This is a genomic window from Streptomyces sp. NPDC005962 (genome assembly GCF_040629205.1).
Taxonomy (GTDB): domain Bacteria; phylum Actinomycetota; class Actinomycetes; order Streptomycetales; family Streptomycetaceae; genus Streptomyces.
The window spans coordinates 137,337-153,360 of sequence record NZ_JBEXVE010000017.1 but is presented as its reverse complement, the minus strand read 5'-3'; the positions used below and the strand labels follow the sequence as shown (position 1 = coordinate 153,360).

Annotated in this window: 13 protein-coding genes; 7 read left to right on the top strand and 6 right to left on the bottom strand. The window is 72.3% G+C overall.

What is annotated here, in order from left to right; genetic code table 11:
- Positions 1–9: 9 nt before the first annotated feature.
- On the bottom strand, positions 10–957 hold the full coding sequence (locus tag ABZ370_RS26515) for a TIGR03619 family F420-dependent LLM class oxidoreductase (RefSeq protein WP_358625481.1): 948 nt from the start codon (positions 955–957) through the stop codon (positions 10–12).
- A 138-nt stretch (positions 958–1,095) separates the two neighbouring features.
- Between ABZ370_RS26515 and ABZ370_RS26510 the strand changes: the two genes are divergently transcribed.
- Complete coding sequence (locus ABZ370_RS26510) at positions 1,096–2,082, top strand: AraC family transcriptional regulator (RefSeq protein WP_358625479.1); 987 nt, start codon at positions 1,096–1,098, stop codon at positions 2,080–2,082.
- A gap of 164 nt (positions 2,083–2,246) precedes the next feature.
- On the opposite strand, the gene ABZ370_RS26505 is transcribed toward ABZ370_RS26510, so the two are convergent.
- A complete protein-coding gene (locus ABZ370_RS26505) occupies positions 2,247–3,473 on the bottom strand; it encodes an amidohydrolase family protein (protein ID WP_358625477.1) in 1,227 nt (408 codons plus the stop codon).
- A gap of 320 nt (positions 3,474–3,793) precedes the next feature.
- Between ABZ370_RS26505 and ABZ370_RS26500 the strand changes: the two genes are divergently transcribed.
- The 3 genes from ABZ370_RS26500 to ABZ370_RS26490 all read left to right on the top strand — a co-directional run bounded on the left by ABZ370_RS26500 (position 3,794) and on the right by ABZ370_RS26490 (position 7,629).
- Positions 3,794–6,730, top strand: coding sequence for a BTAD domain-containing putative transcriptional regulator (locus ABZ370_RS26500; protein ID WP_358625475.1), 2,937 nt, complete (start codon positions 3,794–3,796; stop codon positions 6,728–6,730).
- Between the two features lie 216 nt (positions 6,731–6,946).
- Entirely contained in the window at positions 6,947–7,237 is a 291-nt protein-coding gene (locus ABZ370_RS26495; protein ID WP_358625474.1) for a hypothetical protein, read from the top strand.
- A 218-nt stretch (positions 7,238–7,455) separates the two neighbouring features.
- Entirely contained in the window at positions 7,456–7,629 is a 174-nt protein-coding gene (locus ABZ370_RS26490; protein ID WP_358625472.1) for a hypothetical protein, read from the top strand.
- 66 nt (positions 7,630–7,695) lie between these two features.
- Here ABZ370_RS26490 and ABZ370_RS26485 read toward each other — a convergent pair whose 3' ends face one another.
- A complete protein-coding gene (locus tag ABZ370_RS26485) occupies positions 7,696–9,297 on the bottom strand; it encodes a FadD3 family acyl-CoA ligase (protein WP_358625470.1) in 1,602 nt (533 codons plus the stop codon).
- Between the two features lie 121 nt (positions 9,298–9,418).
- Here ABZ370_RS26485 and ABZ370_RS26480 point away from each other — a divergent pair, with 121 nt between their 5' ends.
- From ABZ370_RS26480 to ABZ370_RS26470, 3 genes are read left to right on the top strand one after another with little or no spacing between them, the layout of a single operon-like run.
- The gene (locus ABZ370_RS26480) at positions 9,419–10,564 is read left to right on the top strand and encodes a lipid-transfer protein (protein WP_358625468.1); all 1,146 of its coding nucleotides are present in this window, start codon (positions 9,419–9,421) and stop codon (positions 10,562–10,564) included.
- Positions 10,565–10,570: 6 nt separating this feature from the next.
- Entirely contained in the window at positions 10,571–11,050 is a 480-nt protein-coding gene (locus ABZ370_RS26475; RefSeq protein WP_358625466.1) for an OB-fold domain-containing protein, read from the top strand.
- Entirely contained in the window at positions 11,047–11,814 is a 768-nt protein-coding gene (locus tag ABZ370_RS26470; protein ID WP_358625464.1) for an enoyl-CoA hydratase/isomerase family protein, read from the top strand. Before ABZ370_RS26475 ends, ABZ370_RS26470 begins: the two co-directional genes overlap by 4 nt.
- A 31-nt stretch (positions 11,815–11,845) precedes the next feature.
- Here the strand turns inward: ABZ370_RS26470 and ABZ370_RS26465 are convergent, their stop codons facing one another.
- The 3 genes from ABZ370_RS26465 to ABZ370_RS26455 all read right to left on the bottom strand — a co-directional run bounded on the left by ABZ370_RS26465 (position 11,846) and on the right by ABZ370_RS26455 (position 15,842).
- Positions 11,846–12,415 (bottom strand): hypothetical protein, encoded by a 570-nt coding sequence (locus tag ABZ370_RS26465; protein WP_358625462.1) that lies wholly within the window; start codon positions 12,413–12,415, stop codon positions 11,846–11,848.
- A 112-nt stretch (positions 12,416–12,527) separates the two neighbouring features.
- Positions 12,528–13,091, bottom strand: a complete 564-nt coding sequence (locus tag ABZ370_RS26460; RefSeq protein WP_358625460.1) for a hypothetical protein — start codon at positions 13,089–13,091, stop codon at positions 12,528–12,530.
- A gap of 99 nt (positions 13,092–13,190) precedes the next feature.
- Positions 13,191–15,842, bottom strand: coding sequence for a PQQ-binding-like beta-propeller repeat protein (locus tag ABZ370_RS26455; RefSeq protein WP_358625458.1), 2,652 nt, complete (start codon positions 15,840–15,842; stop codon positions 13,191–13,193).
- Positions 15,843–16,024: the final 182 nt, after the last annotated feature.

Below are 16,024 nucleotides of genomic sequence, written 5' to 3'. Positions count from 1 at the left end.
GCGATCTCCTCAAGGATTGAGATGGGGAGCGACACCGGCCGCGAAGGCCGCCATCTGGTCGGTCAGTTCGGTGCGGCTCCGGCTGCGGAACCGCACCTGGATCTGGTCCACGCCCATGGCCGCGTACGCGCGCAGGGACTCGGCCAGCCGCTCCGGCTCACCCGTGAGCGTGCGGCGCCCCACGCGCCAGGCCGGATCGCCCACGTACAGCGGCTCGGCGATGGCGCCGATCTCGGCGGGCTCCTCGATACCCGCCGCCTCGCGCAGCGCGCGCAGCCGGGCGATCTGCGCGGGGAGCCGGTCGCGCGGGTCGCCCTGCGGCAGCCAGCCGTCGCCGCGCACGGCGGCCCGGCGCAGCGCGGCGGGGGACGAGCCGCCCACCCACAGCGGGGGGCGCGGCGTCTGGGCGGGGCGCGGGGCCTGGCCGAGGCCCCGGTACGTGAAGTGCTCACCGTGGAAGTCGGCGAACTCCTCCGGCCCCAGCGCCGCCTTCAGCGCGTCGACCGTCTCGTCGAGCAGCGGTCCGCGCGCGTCGAAGTCGACGCCGAGCGCGTCGAACTCCTCGCGTACGTGCCCGGCGCCGACCCCGAGGATCAGCCGCCCGCCGGAGAGGTGGTCGAGGGTCGCGTACTGCTTGGCGGAGAGCAGGGGGTGCCGGAGCGCGGCGACGGCGACATGGCTGAGCAGCCGCACCCGCTCGGTGGCCGCGGCGAGGTAAGCGAGGGTGGCGACCGGGTCGTACCAGACGGTGCCCATCGCGTCGGCCAGCCGCCGTGGGATGGCCACGTGGTCGCAGACGGCGATGTAGGCGAAGCCGGACCGGTCGGCGGCTCGGGCGATGGCCACGAGATCGGCCGGACCGGCGGCCTCCTCCCACGGTTCGGCGTAGAGGGTGCTCTGTGACTGGACCGGCAGCTGCATGCCGTAGCTCAACCGGCCCCGGGGCAGGACGCGCATACCGGGCCTCCTCGTCGGTGGACCGCCATCGTGATACCTGACGGCCCATCAGACAAGGGTGGTGTTAGCGTACGGACGACGTCGGTCCCAGGCCACGCCCGCCCTTCCCCCTTCTGAGGGCAGACATGAGGACACTTGATGATCGAGACGGTGTTCCGGTGCGACGACATCCCCCAGGCGGACCGGTTCGACTACTGGCGCGAGCAGATGACGAACCTCGTCGCGCCCATGGAGATGAGCAGCGACCACACCGGTGACTTCCAGGGCCAAGCACGTGTCCTGGAACTCGGCGCCGCCCATGTGTGGCCCACGAAGTTCCACCCGATGCGCTTCCGGCGGACGCCGAAGCTCATCCGTCAGTCGGACCCCGAGCTGTACCACTTCTCCTTCCTCGTACAGGGGAACCTCCAGGTCTCCCAGGCCCGCCAGGAGACCGCGTTCGTCCGCGACGGCCTGTACGTCGTCGACACCTCACGGCCGTACGACTGCGTGGCGTACGGCGAATCCCCCGCCGGTGTGGGCCTGGAGATACCGAAGGCGATGATCCCCCTCCCCTACGACCGGATCGACCCGCTGCTCGCCCGCCCCATCCCCGGGCACGAGGGGATCGGCGCCCTGCTGGGCGGGTTCCTCACCCGGCTGGCCTCGGACGACGGCGCGTACCGCCTCTCCGACGGGCCGCGCCTGGGGAACGTGCTGGTCGACCTCGCGTCCAGCCTGCTCGCCCACGCCATCGAGGCCGAGAGCGCGCTGCCGCCGGAGACCAACCGGCACACCCTGACCCTGCGCGTGAAGAACTTCATCCAGCGGAACCTGCACGACCCGCAGCTGACCCCGGCCGCCATCGCCGCCGCGCACCACATCTCCGTCGGCTATCTGCACCGGCTCTTCCGGGACGAGGACACCACCGTCTCCCGTTGGGTCCGGCAGCAGCGCCTGGACCGCACCCGGCGGGACCTCGCCGACCCCGGGCTGTCCGCCGCCCCGGTCCACGAACTCGCCTCGCGTCGGGGCTTCTCCCATCCCGCCGTCTTCAGCCGCGCGTTCCGCGCCGCGTACGGCATACCGCCGAGCGACTACCGGCAGCTGGCACTCAAGTCTGGTGTACCGGACGCACCCCCGTAGCGTCCGGCACACACGGAACCCGGCCCCGCGCCTCGTCGGACGAGGCGGGGCGGGGCGCCACATCTCAACCCTGCCGCAGCGCCCCGGGGGTGTCATTGACCAGCAGTGCCCTCTTCCTTGCCCCTGAGTGAACACGCCCCCGATTCCGCGCCGTGGCCCGGGGCTCAGGCCCCCGGCCCGGCCCAGAGCCCCTCGGCGGTCAGCCCCAGCAGCTCGATCGCGTTGCCCCGGACGATCCGCTCCACCACGTCCGGCGCCAGATGCCCCATCTGCGCCTCGCCGACCTCCCGGGACTTCGGCCAGGTCGAGTCGGAGTGCGGGTAGTCCGTCTCGTACAGGACGTTGCCCACCCCGATCGCGTCGAGGTTGCGCAGCCCGAACGCGTCGTCGAAGAAGCAGCCGTAGACGTGCTCGGCGAACAGCTCGGACGGCGGCCGCAGCACCTTGTCGGCGACGCCGCCCCAGCCGCGGTTCTCCTCCCAGACCACGTCGGCGCGCTCCAGGATGTACGGAATCCAGCCGATCTGGCCCTCCGCGTACATGATCTTGAGGCGGGGGAAGCGCTCGAACGTGCCGCTCATCAGCCAGTCGACCATCGAGAAGCAGCAGTTGGCGAAGGTGATGGTGGAACCGACCGCCGGGGGCGCGTCGGCGGAGGTCGAGGGCATCCGGGAGGACGAGCCGATGTGCATGGCGATGACCGTGCCGGTCTCGTCGCACGCCGCGAAGAAGGGGTCCCAGGCGTTCGTGTGGACGGAGGGGAGCCCGAGGTTCGGCGGGATCTCCGAGAAGCAGACGGCGCGCACCCCGCGCGCGGCGTTGCGCCGCACCTCGGCGGCGGCCAGCTCGGCGTCCCACAGCGGGATGATGATCAGCGGGATGAGACGGCCCCGCGCCTCGGGGCCGCACCACTCCTCCACCATCCAGTCGTTGTACGCGCGCACCCCGAGCAGCCCCAGCTCACGGTCGTCCGCCTCGGTGAACGTCTGCCCGCAGAAGCGGGGGAAGGTCGGGAAGCAGAGCGCGGACTGCACATGGTTGACGTCCATGTCGGCCAGCCGGTCGGGCACCGCGTAGGACCCGGGCCGCATCTGCTCGTAGGTGATGGCCTCCAGCCGGACCTCGTCGCGGTCGCAGCCGACGGCGGTGTCGAGCCGGGTGAGGGGCCGGTGCAGATCTTCGTACACCCACCAGTCGGCGATCGGCCCGTCGTCGCCGGGCGCGCCCATCTTCGGGGCGAACTTGCCGCCGACGAAGGTCATCTCCTTCAGGGGCGCCCGGACGATACGCGGGCCGGTGTCGCGGTACTTCGACGGGAGGCGGTCCCGCCAGACGTGAGGGGGCTCGACCGTGTGATCGTCCACCGAGATTATCTTCGGGAAGCTCTCCATGTCATTCACGGTAGCGCCGATCTGACGGAGTGTCAGTTATCGGGGCGTCAGGTATCGAGGTGACGGATACAGGTACGGATACAGGTGTCGAGGTGACGGATATCGGAGGGTCCGGTTCGCCCCGGCGTCTCCGCGACGTCGCCGTGCGTTCTTCCGCGTCCCCGGAAACACCCTCCCGGCACAAGGGCCGCGCCACGCACCATGGGTACTTCGGACAACTATGGCGGGGTTGTGGAGGACGTGGGGGCCCTACTGACGCGGAAGGCGTTGACAAGGCAAACTGGCCCGTGCGACTGGGCAGGACAGGCGAGGGGGAGACCATGGACGGCGAAAGGGAGCGAGTGCCGGGACAGCACTTGTACTTCACCGTGCTCGGCCCCGTTCGGGCCTGGCGGGGCGAGGACCAGATCAGCACCGGTTCACCGCAGCAGCGCGCGCTGCTCGCCGCGCTGCTGCTGCGCGGCGGACGCACCGCGACCGCGCCCGAGCTGGTCGACGGCCTGTGGGGCACCGAGCCGCCGGAAGCGGCGATCGCCGCCCTGCGCACGTACGCCTCGCGGCTGCGCAAGGCGTTCGGGCCGGACTCCGAAATCCTGGTGAGCGAATCCGGCGGCTACGCGATCCGGATCGGCCTGGGCGCCCTGGACACCGACGTGGCCGAGCAGTTGACGGCCGAGGCGGAGAAGGCGCAGCACTCAGGGGACCGCACGCGGGCCCGCGAGCTGTTCAACAAGGTGCTCGACCTGTGGGACGGCGAACCGCTGGCCGGAGTGCCGGGCCCGTACGCGGAGACCCAGCGCACCCGGCTGGACGAGTGGCACCGCTCCCTGGTCGAGACCCGGCTCGACCTGGACCTGGAGCTGGGCCACCACTCCGAGGCAGTCTCCGAACTGACCGCGCTGACCGCCTCGTACCCGCTGCGCGAGCGGCTGCGGGAGCTGCTGATGCTGGCGCTGTACCGCAGCGGGCGGCAGGCGGAGGCGCTGGCCGTCTACGCCGACACCCGGCGGCTGCTCGCCGACGAGCTGGGCGTCGACCCGCGCCCCGAGCTGTCCGCGCTGCACCAGCGCATTCTGGAGGCCGACGCCGAACTGGCCGTCGCCGCGCACGCCGCCGAGGAGCCGAGCGGCGGCGCCGCGAGCTTCGTACGCCCCGCGCAGCTGCCCGCGACGGTCTCGGACTTCACCGGGCGGGCCCCCTTCATCAAGGAACTGAGCGACCAGCTCGCCACCGCCGAAGGGCGTGTCATGGCCGTGTCAGCGGTCGCGGGCATCGGCGGCGTCGGCAAGACCACCCTGGCCGTGCACGTCGCGCACGCCGCGCGCCAGCAGTTCCCGGACGGCCAGCTCTACGTCGACCTGCAAGGCTCCGGCCCCCTGGTCGCCGACCCCGGCGCGGTGCTGGGCTCCTTCCTGCGCGCCCTGGGCACCGCCGACAACGCCATCCCCGACGGCGTCGAGGACCGCGCCGCGCTCTTCCGCTCCCTGCTGGACGGCCGCCGCGTGCTGACCCTGCTGGACAACGCGCGCGACGCCGCCCAGGTGCGCCCGCTGCTGCCCGGCACCCCGGGCTGCGCGGCGCTGATCACCAGCCGCCACCGGATGGTCGACCTGGAGAGCGCCCACCTGGTCGACCTCGATGTGATGAGCCCCGACGAGGCGCTCGTCCTCTTCACCCGCATCGTCGGCGAGGAGCGGGTCGCCGCCGAGCGGGACGCCGCCATGGACACCGTCGCGGCCTGCGGCTTCCTGCCGCTGGCCATCCGCATCGCCGCCTCCCGGCTGGCCTCCCGCCGCACCTGGACCGTCTCCGCCCTGGCGGGCAAGCTCGCCGACGAGCGGCGGCGGCTGGACGAGCTGCGCGCCGGTGACCTCGCGGTCAAGGCCACCTTCGAACTCGGCTACGGCCAGCTCGAACCGCAACAGGCCCGCGCCTTCCGGCTGCTGGGCCTGGCCGACGGCCCGGACATCTCGCTCGCCGCGGCGGCGGCCGTGCTGGACATGGACACCGACGACGCGGAGGACCTGCTGGAGGGCCTGGTCGACACCAGCCTCCTGGAATCCGCCTCCCCCGGCCGCTACCGCTTCCACGACCTCGTCCGGCTCTACGCGCGTGCCGTCGCGGAACGGGACGAGATGCCCCCGGCCGAGCGCGACGCCGCGCTGTCGCGGCTGCTGGACTTCTACCTCGCCTCCGCCGCCCGCGTCTTCGCCCTGGCCCGCCCCGGCGACCGCCTGGTCGACCACCTGGAGCCGACCCGGTACCCCGGGCTGGACTTCCGGGACTCGGCGGCCGCGCTCGACTGGATCTTCACCGAGGCGCACTGCCTGCTGGCCGGCATCCAGCAGTCGGCCACGGGAGACACGCTGCGCCGTGCGGCCGACCTCCTGGTGGCGGCGAAGGACCTGGGCGAGTCCGGCGCCAACTCCCGGCAGTACGAGGCGGCGGCCCAGACAGTGCGGGACGCGGGGGAACGCGCCGGGGACCCGCGCGCGGAGGGCCGTGCCCGCTTCACCCTCTCCCATCTGCACTGGATGACCAGCCGGTACGAGCAGGGTGAGTACGAGGGGCGGCAGGCCATGCGGCTCGCCCTGGCGGCCGAGGACCCGATCCCCGGCTGCGAGGTGCCCAACGAACGCGGCATCATCGCGCTCTACCAGAAGCGGTACGAGGACGCCGAGGCGTACTTCCGTCAGGCACTCGACGCCTTCCGCGCCGATGACAACCGGCCGGGCATCGCCGGCGCCCTGTGCAACATCTCCCGGGCACACTCGGCGATGGGCCACACCGACAGCGCCATCGAACTCGCCGCCGAGGGCGTCGAGATCTACAGCAGCCTGGGGCTGGCCCTGCGGGTCGCCAACGGACGCTTCGCCCTGGGCATCGCCCTCCACCAGGCCGGGCGGTACGACGAGGCGCTGGACCAGCTGACGCAGGCGCTCGCGTTGTTCCGCGAGAACCGGCAGCGGCTCTGGGAAGGCTCCACCCACGCCCGGCTGGCCGAGACCCACCTCGCGGCAGGCCGCCCGCCGGAGGCGGCCACCCATGCCGAACAGGCGCTCGCGCTGCGCTTCGTCGGCGGTGAGTTCCGCCGCGGCACGGTGCTGAAGGTGCTGGGCAGGGCGCTGGACCTGATGGGCCAGACGGACCGGGCCCGGGCCTGCTGGCAGGAGGCCCTGACCATCTATGAGCAGCTGAACAACCCCGCGGAGGCGGAGGAAGTTCGTTCTCTGATGGCGCCCCTGGCGGCCGCGTAGCAGGTTCACAGCGCCGCGTTCATCAATCGTTTATCCCGGACCGGCAGCCTTATAGCTGTCGATCCGTCCCCGCGGGGGGCAGACGGGTCGGTGAAGAGGCCACTCCTTGCCTCGTTAGGGTGAGCGGCCTTGTGTGCCCGTCCGGCGACCCACGGGGGAGTCGCCGGACGGGCCTTGTGCACCCCGAACCGACTGAGTTCAATGGAGTTGATCCTGGTGAGTCAGGACAAGAAGCCCACGTCCGACGCCTACCGGCCACTGGACAGCCACCCGGACAGCCCGTCGCCGCTCCAGGCCGACAGCCACCCGGACGGCGCGGGTATCGGAACGCTCGACAGCCACCCGGACAGCACGAAGCCGCTGACGGCCGACAGCTACCCGGACAGCGCGGGCATCGGCACGATGGACAGCCACCCGGACAGCGCGAAGCCGCTCCAGGCCGACAGCCACCCGGACGGGGCGGGCGTCGGGGCGCTGGACAGCCACCCGGACAGCGCGACCAAGTAACGACTGTCGGCTACCGCCGGCAGAACACGGCAAGGCGGGGCCGGTGTTGGTGGGCCGGAGGGGATTCCACCAACACCGGCCCCTGCCGCAGTGAGTCGCACATGTCGCTGGTTGCGCCATTTACCGACGACTTCCAGACAATTCAGTCGAACACTTATTCACATATCAATAATCGTGCGTTTCACTCAGCAAACGCCCGTGCAGCTTCAGGAGTTGGTATGACCTACTCGAAGAAGGCCCTCGTCGCCTTCGCCTTCGCCGCAGCGATAGCCGCCGGAACCGCGATTCCGGCGATGGCCGACGCCCACCCGGACCGTGCGGGTGCCTCGGCGCAGGACGCTCACCCGGACACCTCCAAGCCCATCTCCGGGGCGCAGGACACCGACGGCTGACCACGCGCCGACGAGCGACGACGACGCGGGGCCGAGCCGAATGCGGCTCGGCCCCGCGTCGTCGCGTCAGGCCCGGCGGCCCCGCAGGCTGCGCTTGAGCACCTTGCCGCTCGCGTTGCGCGGCAGCTCCGGCAGGAACTCCACATGGCGCGGCACCTTGTAGTTGGCCATCTCGCGGCGCGCCCAGGCGATCAGGCCGTCGGCGGTCAGGGCGGCGCCCGGGCGGCGGACCGCGAAGGCCTTGGCGACCTCGCCGAGGCGGGCGTCCGGCACACCGACGACGGCGACATCGGCGATACCGGGGTGGCGGGCGAGGAGTCGCTCGATCTCGGCGGGATAGGCGTTGAAGCCCCCGACGATGAACATGTCCTTGATCCGGTCGGTGATCCGCAGATTGCCGTCCGCGTCGAGGACGCCGATGTCGCCCGTCCGCAGCCAGCCGTCCGGGGTGATGGCACGGGCGGTGGCGACCGGGTCCTCGAAGTAGCCGCGCATCACGTGGTGGCCGCGGACCAGGACCTCGCCGGGAGCGCCCGGCGGGCGGGGTTCGCCCAGCGGGCTCACGACCTTGACCTCGGTGTCCGGGATGGCGCGGCCGGAGGTGGCCGCGATGGTCTCCGGCGGATCACCCCGGCGGCACATGGTCACGGTGCCGGACGCCTCGGTCAGGCCGTACGCCGTCAGCACGGTGGCGACGCGCAGTTCGGAGCGCAGCCGCTCCACCAGCTCCAGCGGGACGACGGCGGCGCCGGTGACGACCAGGCGCAGCGTGGACAGGTCATGGGCGGCGCGTGCCGGGTGGTCGAGGATCGCCTGATGCAGGGTGGGCGGCCCGGGCAGGACGCTGACGCGCTCGGCGGCGATGCGGGCGAGCGCGGTCTCCGCGTCGAAGACCGGCTGCGGCACCATCGTCGCGCCGCGCATCAGACAGGCGATGATCCCCGCCTTGTAGCCGAAGGTGTGGAAGAACGGGTTGACGATGAGATAGCGGTCGCCGTGCGTCAGCCCCGTGACCTCGCTCCAGGTGTCGTAGACCCGCAGGGTCTGCGCGTGGGTGATCACCACGCCCTTGGGGTCGCCCGTGGTGCCGGAGGTGAAGGTGATGTCGGAGGGGTCGGCCGGGCGCACGGAGTCGGCCCGGGCCCGTACCGCGTCCGGGGTCACGGACTCCCCCGCCGCCAGGAAGTCCTTCCAGGTGCGGAAGTCCTCGGGCGCGTCCCCGGCGAGGACGATCACCTCGCGCAGATACGGCAGCCCCGGCAGCGGGACGCCCTGGCCGGGCCCCCGCTCCGTCGCCCGGCGCAGCGACGCCACGTACGAGGCGCCCAGGAAGGTGCCGGTGATGAACAGGTGGGTGGCCCGGGTGCGCCGCAGGACGTACGCCGTCTCGGCCCCCTTGAAGCGGGTGTTGACCGGGACGAGGACGCCGCCCGCGGTGACCGCGCCGAGGGCCGCCACGATCCAGTCGGTGGTGTTGGGCGCCCAGATCGCGACCCGGTCGCCCCGCTCGACGCCGGAGGCGACGCACGCGGCCGCGGCGCGTTCGACGCGGGCGCCGAGTTCGGCGTAGGAGATCCGGGTACGGCCGTCGACGACGGCCTCCGTCGCCTCGCCGTAGCGCTCGGCGGCGGACCGTATCAGCGCCGGGATGGTCTGCCACTGAGCCATGAGATGTCTCCCGCCAGGCGCCAAATTTTAGTTGCGCGCGTATCTAAAACTGACAGTCCGTCAGATTAGCGCTAGCCTTCCCCGCTGTCAGCACCGGTGACCGCGACGTACGGAGGTGGCCATGGGCCTGAAGGACGCGACGGCGATCGTCGGCATCGGCCAGACCGCGTTCGCCAAACGCCTCCCCGAATCGGAGAAGACCCTCGCCTGCCGGGCGATCCTGGCCGCCCTCGACGACGCCGGAATCGCTCCCTCCGAGGTGGACGCCTTCGCCTCGTACACCATGGAGGAGACCGACGAGGTCGAGGTCGCCAAGGCGATCGGCGCGGGCGACGTCACCTTCTTCAGCAAGGTCGGCTACGGCGGCGGCGGTTCCTGCGCGACCGTCGCGCATCTGGCCGCCGCGATCGCCACCGGGCAGGCGGCCGTCGGAGTGGCCTGGCGCTCCCGCAAACGCGGCAGCGGGCCCCGGCCCTGGACCAACACCCGCGTCCAGCTGCCCACCCCCGCCCAGTGGACCCGGCCGTACGGACTGCTGCGTCCCGCCGACGAGATCGGGCTGCTGGCGCGCCGCTACATGCACGAGTACGGCGCCACCCGCGACCACTTCTTCAACGTCGCGCTGGCCTGCCGCAACCGCGCCAACCAGAACCCCGCCGCGATGATGTACGACCGCCCGCTGACCCGCGAGATGTACATGACGGCCCGCTGGATCAGCGAACCGCTGTGCCTGTTCGACAACTGCCTGGAGACGGACGGCGCGCTGGCCTGCGTCGTCGTCTCCGCCGAGCGGGCGCGCGACTGCGCCCGCCCCCCGGTGTACGTCCACTCCGCCGCCCAGGGGCTGCCGTCCCAGCACCACGGGATGGTCAACTACTGGAACGACGACCCGCTCACCGGGCCCGCCTGGACCGCCGCCCGCCACCTGTGGAAAACCGCCGACTTCGGCCCCCAGGACGTGGACGTGGCGCAGATCTACGACGCGTTCACCCCGCTGATCCCGCTGTCCCTGGAGGGCTACGGCTTCTGCGGGCGCGGCGAGGGCGCCGCGTTCACCGAGGGCGGCGCGCTGGAGACGGGCGGGCGGCTGCCGCTCAACACGGGCGGGGGCGGGCTGAGCGAGGCGTATGTGCACGGCTTCAACCTCATCACCGAGGGGGTGAGGCAGTTGCGCGGAACCAGCACCGCCCAGGTCCCCGACGCCGCCACCTGCCTGGTCACGGCGGGTGAGGGGGTTCCCACATCGGCCCTGCTGCTGAGGAGTTGACCACCCATGACCGAGCTGACCGAGCCGACCGAGCCGCTGGAGCTGCTCCGTCCCGTACCCGACGAGGACGGCGCCCCCTTCTTCGCCTACGCGGCCCGCGGGGAGCTGCGCGTCCAGACCTGCACCGGCTGCGGTGAACCGCGCTTCCCGCCCCGGCCCTGCTGCCCGCACTGCCAGTCCTTCGACAGCCTGTGGACAAGGACGAGCGGGCATGGCCGGATCTGGTCGTACGTCCTGCCGCATCCGCCGCTGCTGCCCGCCTACGCGGCACAGGCCCCGTACAACGTGATCCTCGTCGAACTGGCCGAGGCGCCGCGCATCCGGCTGGTGGGCAACCTGGTCGCATCCGCCGGTGCCGCGCTCAACTCCGTCGACCCGGCGCGGATACGGATCGGGGCGCCCGTGCGGGCCGTCTTCCACCCGATGCCCTCCGACCGGTCGGCCGACGGGCCCACCGTGGTGCGCTGGCTGCTGGAGCGGCCGTGACGATCGCGGTGGAGACCCGGGACGACGGGGTCGCGGTCGTCACCCTGGACCGGCCCGAGCGGCACAACGCCATCGACCTGGCGACCGCCGCCGAACTGACCTCCCTATGGCGGCGGCTGCGCCGGGAGGAGTCGGTGCGCGCCGCGGTGCTCACCGGGGCGGGCGAGCGCGCGTTCTGCACCGGCATCGACCGCACGGTCACGGTCCCGCAGCCGCCGTCCCCGTACGCGATCGACGATCCGCTGCGGGACATCGGCCCCAAGGCGAACGACCTGTGGAAACCGGTCGTGGCGGCCGTGGGCGGGATGGCGTGCGGCGGGGCGTTCTATCTGCTGGGCGAGGCCGAGTTCATCGTCGCCGACGAGACCGCCACCTTCTTCGACCCGCACACCTCCTACGGGATGGTCAGCGCGTACGAGGCCGTCTACATGGCGCAGCGCATGCCCGCCGGGGAGGTCGCGCGGATGGCGCTGATGGGGACGGCCGAGCGGGTCTCGGCGCGGCGGGCGTACGAGACGGGGCTGGTCAGCGAGGTGGTGCCGCAGGGGGAGGCGGTGGCCGCCGCGGTGCGCGCCGCCGCCGTCATCGCGTCGTACCCGACGGAGGCGGTCCAGGGCACCGTACGGGCGCTGTGGGCGGCGAAGGAGGCGGCGCTGTCCCAGGCGCTCGCCCGGGCCCCGGAGCTGATCGCCCTGGGGAATGCGCCGCCGGACGCGCAGGCCGCGCTGTTCGCGGCCCGCACGCCCGGCTTCCGTACCCGGTGAGCCGGTGCCCGTTGAGCTCGTGCCCGGTGAGTCAGCTCGTGGTGGTCTTGCTGGCCAGGCTGATCTGGCAGGTGTACTGGGTGCGCTGGGTGATGGTGTAGCTCGCGGCGGCGGTGAACGTCTCGCTCTGGCCGGGCAGTACGGTCACATCCTGGCTGTCGTAGCCGAGCAGCCCTTGGTCCGCGTAGTCGTTCCACTTGACGCTGACCGAGTAGCGGAAGCTGCGGGTGGCGTCGGTGTTGGTGACCGTGATGTCGTACTTGAACTGGCTGGTCGACTGGTCGTAGCTGCAGTTGGTGCCGCTCGTCTCGCTGGTCGCGTCCGGGTTGTAGGTGGGCGGCGCGGAGGAGGAGTAGGAGTACGGGTCCGACGGCGTCGGGGCGCCGTACGACGGCAGGTCGGAAGGCCCGCTCGGCAGGTCGGTGGGGATGTCGCTGGACAGGCCGCTGGGGCCGGACGCGGGTTCGTCTCCGCCGGTACCGCCGGAGACGAACCCGTTGTCGCCGCCGCCGAGGCCGTGGCTCTTCTTCTTTCCGCATCCGGTGAGCGCGAGAAGCCCGACCAGGGCGACGGCGAGCAGGCGCAAGGAACGGCGTTGCATGGAATTACCCCCGTGGAAAAGCTGCAATCAAGCCAACCTGAGATTGGTTGACAAGTGCACGCCACCCTAGCCAACGGGGGTACCTACCCCAAAGTCACTACGGCCGCCGGTCTCAGTAGACGGATTCGACCTCGCAGCGCACGACGTTCCGGGCCTCCAGCGGATCGTCGAGCGGCACTCGGACGCTCTCGGTCCGCCCCGCCGGGACGCGTACGTTCCCACTGCCCCGGGTCACCTCGCCGCCGCTCTTGTCGCGGAAGATCATGTCGACGATGTACAGCTCGGACGAGCCCGAGCGGTTGCGCACCTTGACCGTGGCGGCCGGGTCGCCGCTCTTGTCCCGCCCGGCGCAGGTGACGACGGTCGTCTCCGGCTCCTTCGGCGACGCGCTGGCCGAACCACCGCCGGACGGGGTGGAGCCGTAGCGGTTGTTGTCGCGGTAGCGGGAGCCGCCGGAACCAGTACCGGAATCAGAATCGCCGTAGTCCGAACCGGAGTCGGAATAGCCGCCGGAGCTCGAACCGGAACCGGAACCGGACTGATGCGAGCTGGAGCTGGAGCTGGAGCAGCCGCCCCCGCTGCTGTGCCCCCGGCTCCCGCGCGACTTGCTCTTGAAGCCGGTGAGAGCCACCAGCACCACCATGAGCACGGCGGTGAATCGCAGACCCCTCCGCATGATGAACCACTTCCCCCGTTGACACCTGCGACCTCCCGGGACGCCCGGGAGGTCAGTGAACGCGCATCACGGTAGCAGGGCTTGTCAGGGACACAGCCTTCACGCGCGGGCCGAGGGACGCGACTGACCAGTGCCCTTGACCGCGTCCAGGGCGTACACACAGCGGTCCTTGCTGCACGCGTACACCACACCGCCCGCCGCCACCGGCGAGCCGGTGATCTCACCGCCCGTGGCCAGCTTCCAGCGGAGCTGGCCGCCCGCCGCGTCGACCGTGTAGAGGCAGTGGTCGGCCGAGCCGAAGTGGACGCGGCCGTCGGCGACGACCGGGGAGCCGATGACCTCGCCGCCCGCCGCGAACCGCCACTTGGGGGTGCCGGTGACCGCGTCGAGCGTGTACAGGGCGCTGCCGCTGCCCAGATGGACGGAGCCGTCGGCCACCAGGACCGGTTCGATCGAACCGCGCGCCTCGGTGGCGATGCGCCAGCGGTCGCGGCCGTTCGAGGCGTCGAGCGCGTAGACCGTGCCCAGATAGTCGGCGATGTAGATGCCGCCGCCGGTCACCGCGGGCCCCGGCGCGTACGCCGGGGCGCTCAGGAAGACGGCGGGCGCCTCGAAACGCCACCGCACCTCCCCGCGGGCGATGTCGATCGACAGCACCCGGGTACCGGCCGAAACGTACACGGCCCCGTCGGGCGCCGGGATCAGCCGCAGCGGCACACCGCCGCAGGACGCCGTGTCGCCGACCGGATACGACCAGCGCTCCACGCCCGTACGCGCGTCCAGCGCGCGCAGCCGGGCGTCCGACCACACGAAGACCGTGCCGTCGTGCACGGCCGGACCGGCCTCGGGCGTCTCGAAGTCGGTCTGGACGCCCTGCATCTCCCACAGCAGCTCGCCGCTGGCCGCCTCCCAGGCCTGGACGCCGCCGCCGCGGGTGCCGGTGACGACCGTGCCGCGGTCGACCTTGAGCGAATAGACCCAGCCGTCCGTGGACAGCCGCCACCGCTCGGAGCCGTCCGTCGCGTCCAGCGCGTACAGGGTGGGGCCGTCGGAGGCGTGGATACGGCCGCCGTCCACGGCCATCGCCCAGGCCACGTCGCGGGTCTTGAACTGCCGCCGCCCGGAGCCCACATCCAGCGCGTGCACCTCGAACGAGGTCACATAGAGCAGGTCTCCGGCGACGGCCGGAGTGCCCCACACGTCGTTCGACATGCGGAACCGCCAGGGGCGCCAGCGGCCGTGGCCCGCCGCGCCCGGCGGCTCGGCCGCGTCGGTGGACGGGGAGTGGGAGGGCGGCGGGACAGCGGCCTCGCCACCGCTCACCCCGCCCGTGGTCAGCCCGCTGGGCGGCCGCACCCAGCCCGTGGCGGGGCCGGTGTCGTGCCGCGGCTGCGGGTCGCGGGTGAGGGCGGCGTGCAGCCCGGGGCCGATGGCCACCTGGGAGTTGTGCAGCCGGACCGGCCCGTCGGTCCCGGTGGACAGAGGGGCGGGCGCCGGGGCGGGCGCGGGCGCGTGCGGGGCGATCTGGGCGGGCTGGGGCGACGGCGACAGCTGCGGGGACGGCTGCGCGGACGGCGCGGCGTGCCGCCCGGGGCCGATGGAGCTCAGCGCGTTCGACGGACCGGCCGCGTCGGGCGCCCGCAGGCCCCCGCGCGGATCGCCCACCGGCTCCCAGCCGCCAGGGGGCGCCCCGTGCCGCCCACCGCCACGCCCGTCGGCCCCGGCGGGGGCGTACGAGGGCGGCGCGGGCGGCCGCTCGGGCGGCAGCGGAGCGGAGGCCGGGCTTCCGGCCCCGCCGCCCCCGGAGGGGCGGGAGGAACCGGACGGGGGCCGCGAGGATCGGGCCACCTGGTTGCGCCCGCTGCGCTTGCGCTCGATGAGCGCGACCGCGCCGCCGGGCAGCCACGCCGAGGCCGTACCGCTGTCGTCGGCGTTGGACGCGAACAGATGCGGGGCCAGCTGCGACTGCAAATCGGCCGGGGACGGCCGCCGGTCGGCCTCCATCTGCATGGTCGACTCGATGAGCGGCCGCAGCTCGTCCGGCAGCCCGGTCAGGTCCGGGCCCTCCCGCAGCAGCATGAACACGGTCTCGACCGGGTTCGCGCCGTGGAAGGGGGCGTGTCCGGTGGCCGCGAAGGTCAGGGTCGAGCCGAGCGAGAAGATGTCGCTGGCACCCGTCACGCTGCGCGAGTCGCGCGCCTGCTCGGGCGACATATAGGCGGGCGTGCCCACGGCGACGTTGGTCATCGTCAGCCGGGTGTTGGAGACGCCCGAGGCGATACCGAAGTCGATCACGCGCGGGCCGTCCTCGACGACCAGCACGTTCGACGGCTTCAGATCCCGGTGGACCAGGCCCGCGCCATGGATGGACTGCAGCGCCTCGGCGACCCCGGCCGCCAGCCAGCGCACCGCCTGGGCGGGCATGGGCCCGCACTCATTGATTATTTCCTCAAGGGAAGGCGCGGGGACGTAGGCCGTGGCCAGCCAGGGCACCGCGGCGCGCGGATCGGCGTCCACGACCGCGGCCGTGTAGAAGCCGCTGACCGCGCGGGCCGCCTCCACCTCGCGGGTGAAGCGGACGCGGAACAGCTGGTCCTCGGCGAGCTCGGTCCGGACCGTCTTGATCGCGACCCGTCGGCCGGACGCCGAACGTGCCAGATAGACGAGCCCCATGCCGCCCGCGCCAAGCCGGCCCAGCACCTCGAAGGGACCGATCCGCCTCGGATCGTGCTGCGTCAGCTGGTCCACCACTTGCCTGCCACCTCCCCGTAGGGGCCCCAAAAAGTACAGCCCCGTGCAGCGTCTCACCGACAAACCAACCGGCGGCACGCATCCTGCATTCTCTCTGGCGAAGGCGGCGGTTGCGAACCCGGGGGCAATTCGTCGTGTCATCGGGCGATACGGAGCCGGAGCCCATCCGGTTCGACCATCCG

Excerpts from the sequence above, each read along its gene's own strand:
- ABZ370_RS26515 (WP_358625481.1), bottom strand. The coding sequence starts at position 957 with ATGCGCGTCCTGCCCCGGGGCCGGTTGAGCTACGGCATGCAGCTGCCG.
- ABZ370_RS26510 (WP_358625479.1), top strand. The coding sequence starts at position 1,096 with ATGATCGAGACGGTGTTCCGGTGCGACGACATCCCCCAGGCGGACCGG.
- ABZ370_RS26505 (WP_358625477.1), bottom strand. The coding sequence starts at position 3,473 with ATGGAGAGCTTCCCGAAGATAATCTCGGTGGACGATCACACGGTCGAG.
- ABZ370_RS26500 (WP_358625475.1), top strand. The coding sequence starts at position 3,794 with ATGGACGGCGAAAGGGAGCGAGTGCCGGGACAGCACTTGTACTTCACC.
- ABZ370_RS26490 (WP_358625472.1), top strand. The coding sequence starts at position 7,456 with ATGACCTACTCGAAGAAGGCCCTCGTCGCCTTCGCCTTCGCCGCAGCG.
- ABZ370_RS26485 (WP_358625470.1), bottom strand. The coding sequence starts at position 9,297 with ATGGCTCAGTGGCAGACCATCCCGGCGCTGATACGGTCCGCCGCCGAG.
- ABZ370_RS26480 (WP_358625468.1), top strand. The coding sequence starts at position 9,419 with ATGGGCCTGAAGGACGCGACGGCGATCGTCGGCATCGGCCAGACCGCG.
- ABZ370_RS26475 (WP_358625466.1), top strand. The coding sequence starts at position 10,571 with ATGACCGAGCTGACCGAGCCGACCGAGCCGCTGGAGCTGCTCCGTCCC.
- ABZ370_RS26465 (WP_358625462.1), bottom strand. The coding sequence starts at position 12,415 with ATGCAACGCCGTTCCTTGCGCCTGCTCGCCGTCGCCCTGGTCGGGCTT.
- ABZ370_RS26460 (WP_358625460.1), bottom strand. The coding sequence starts at position 13,091 with ATGCGGAGGGGTCTGCGATTCACCGCCGTGCTCATGGTGGTGCTGGTG.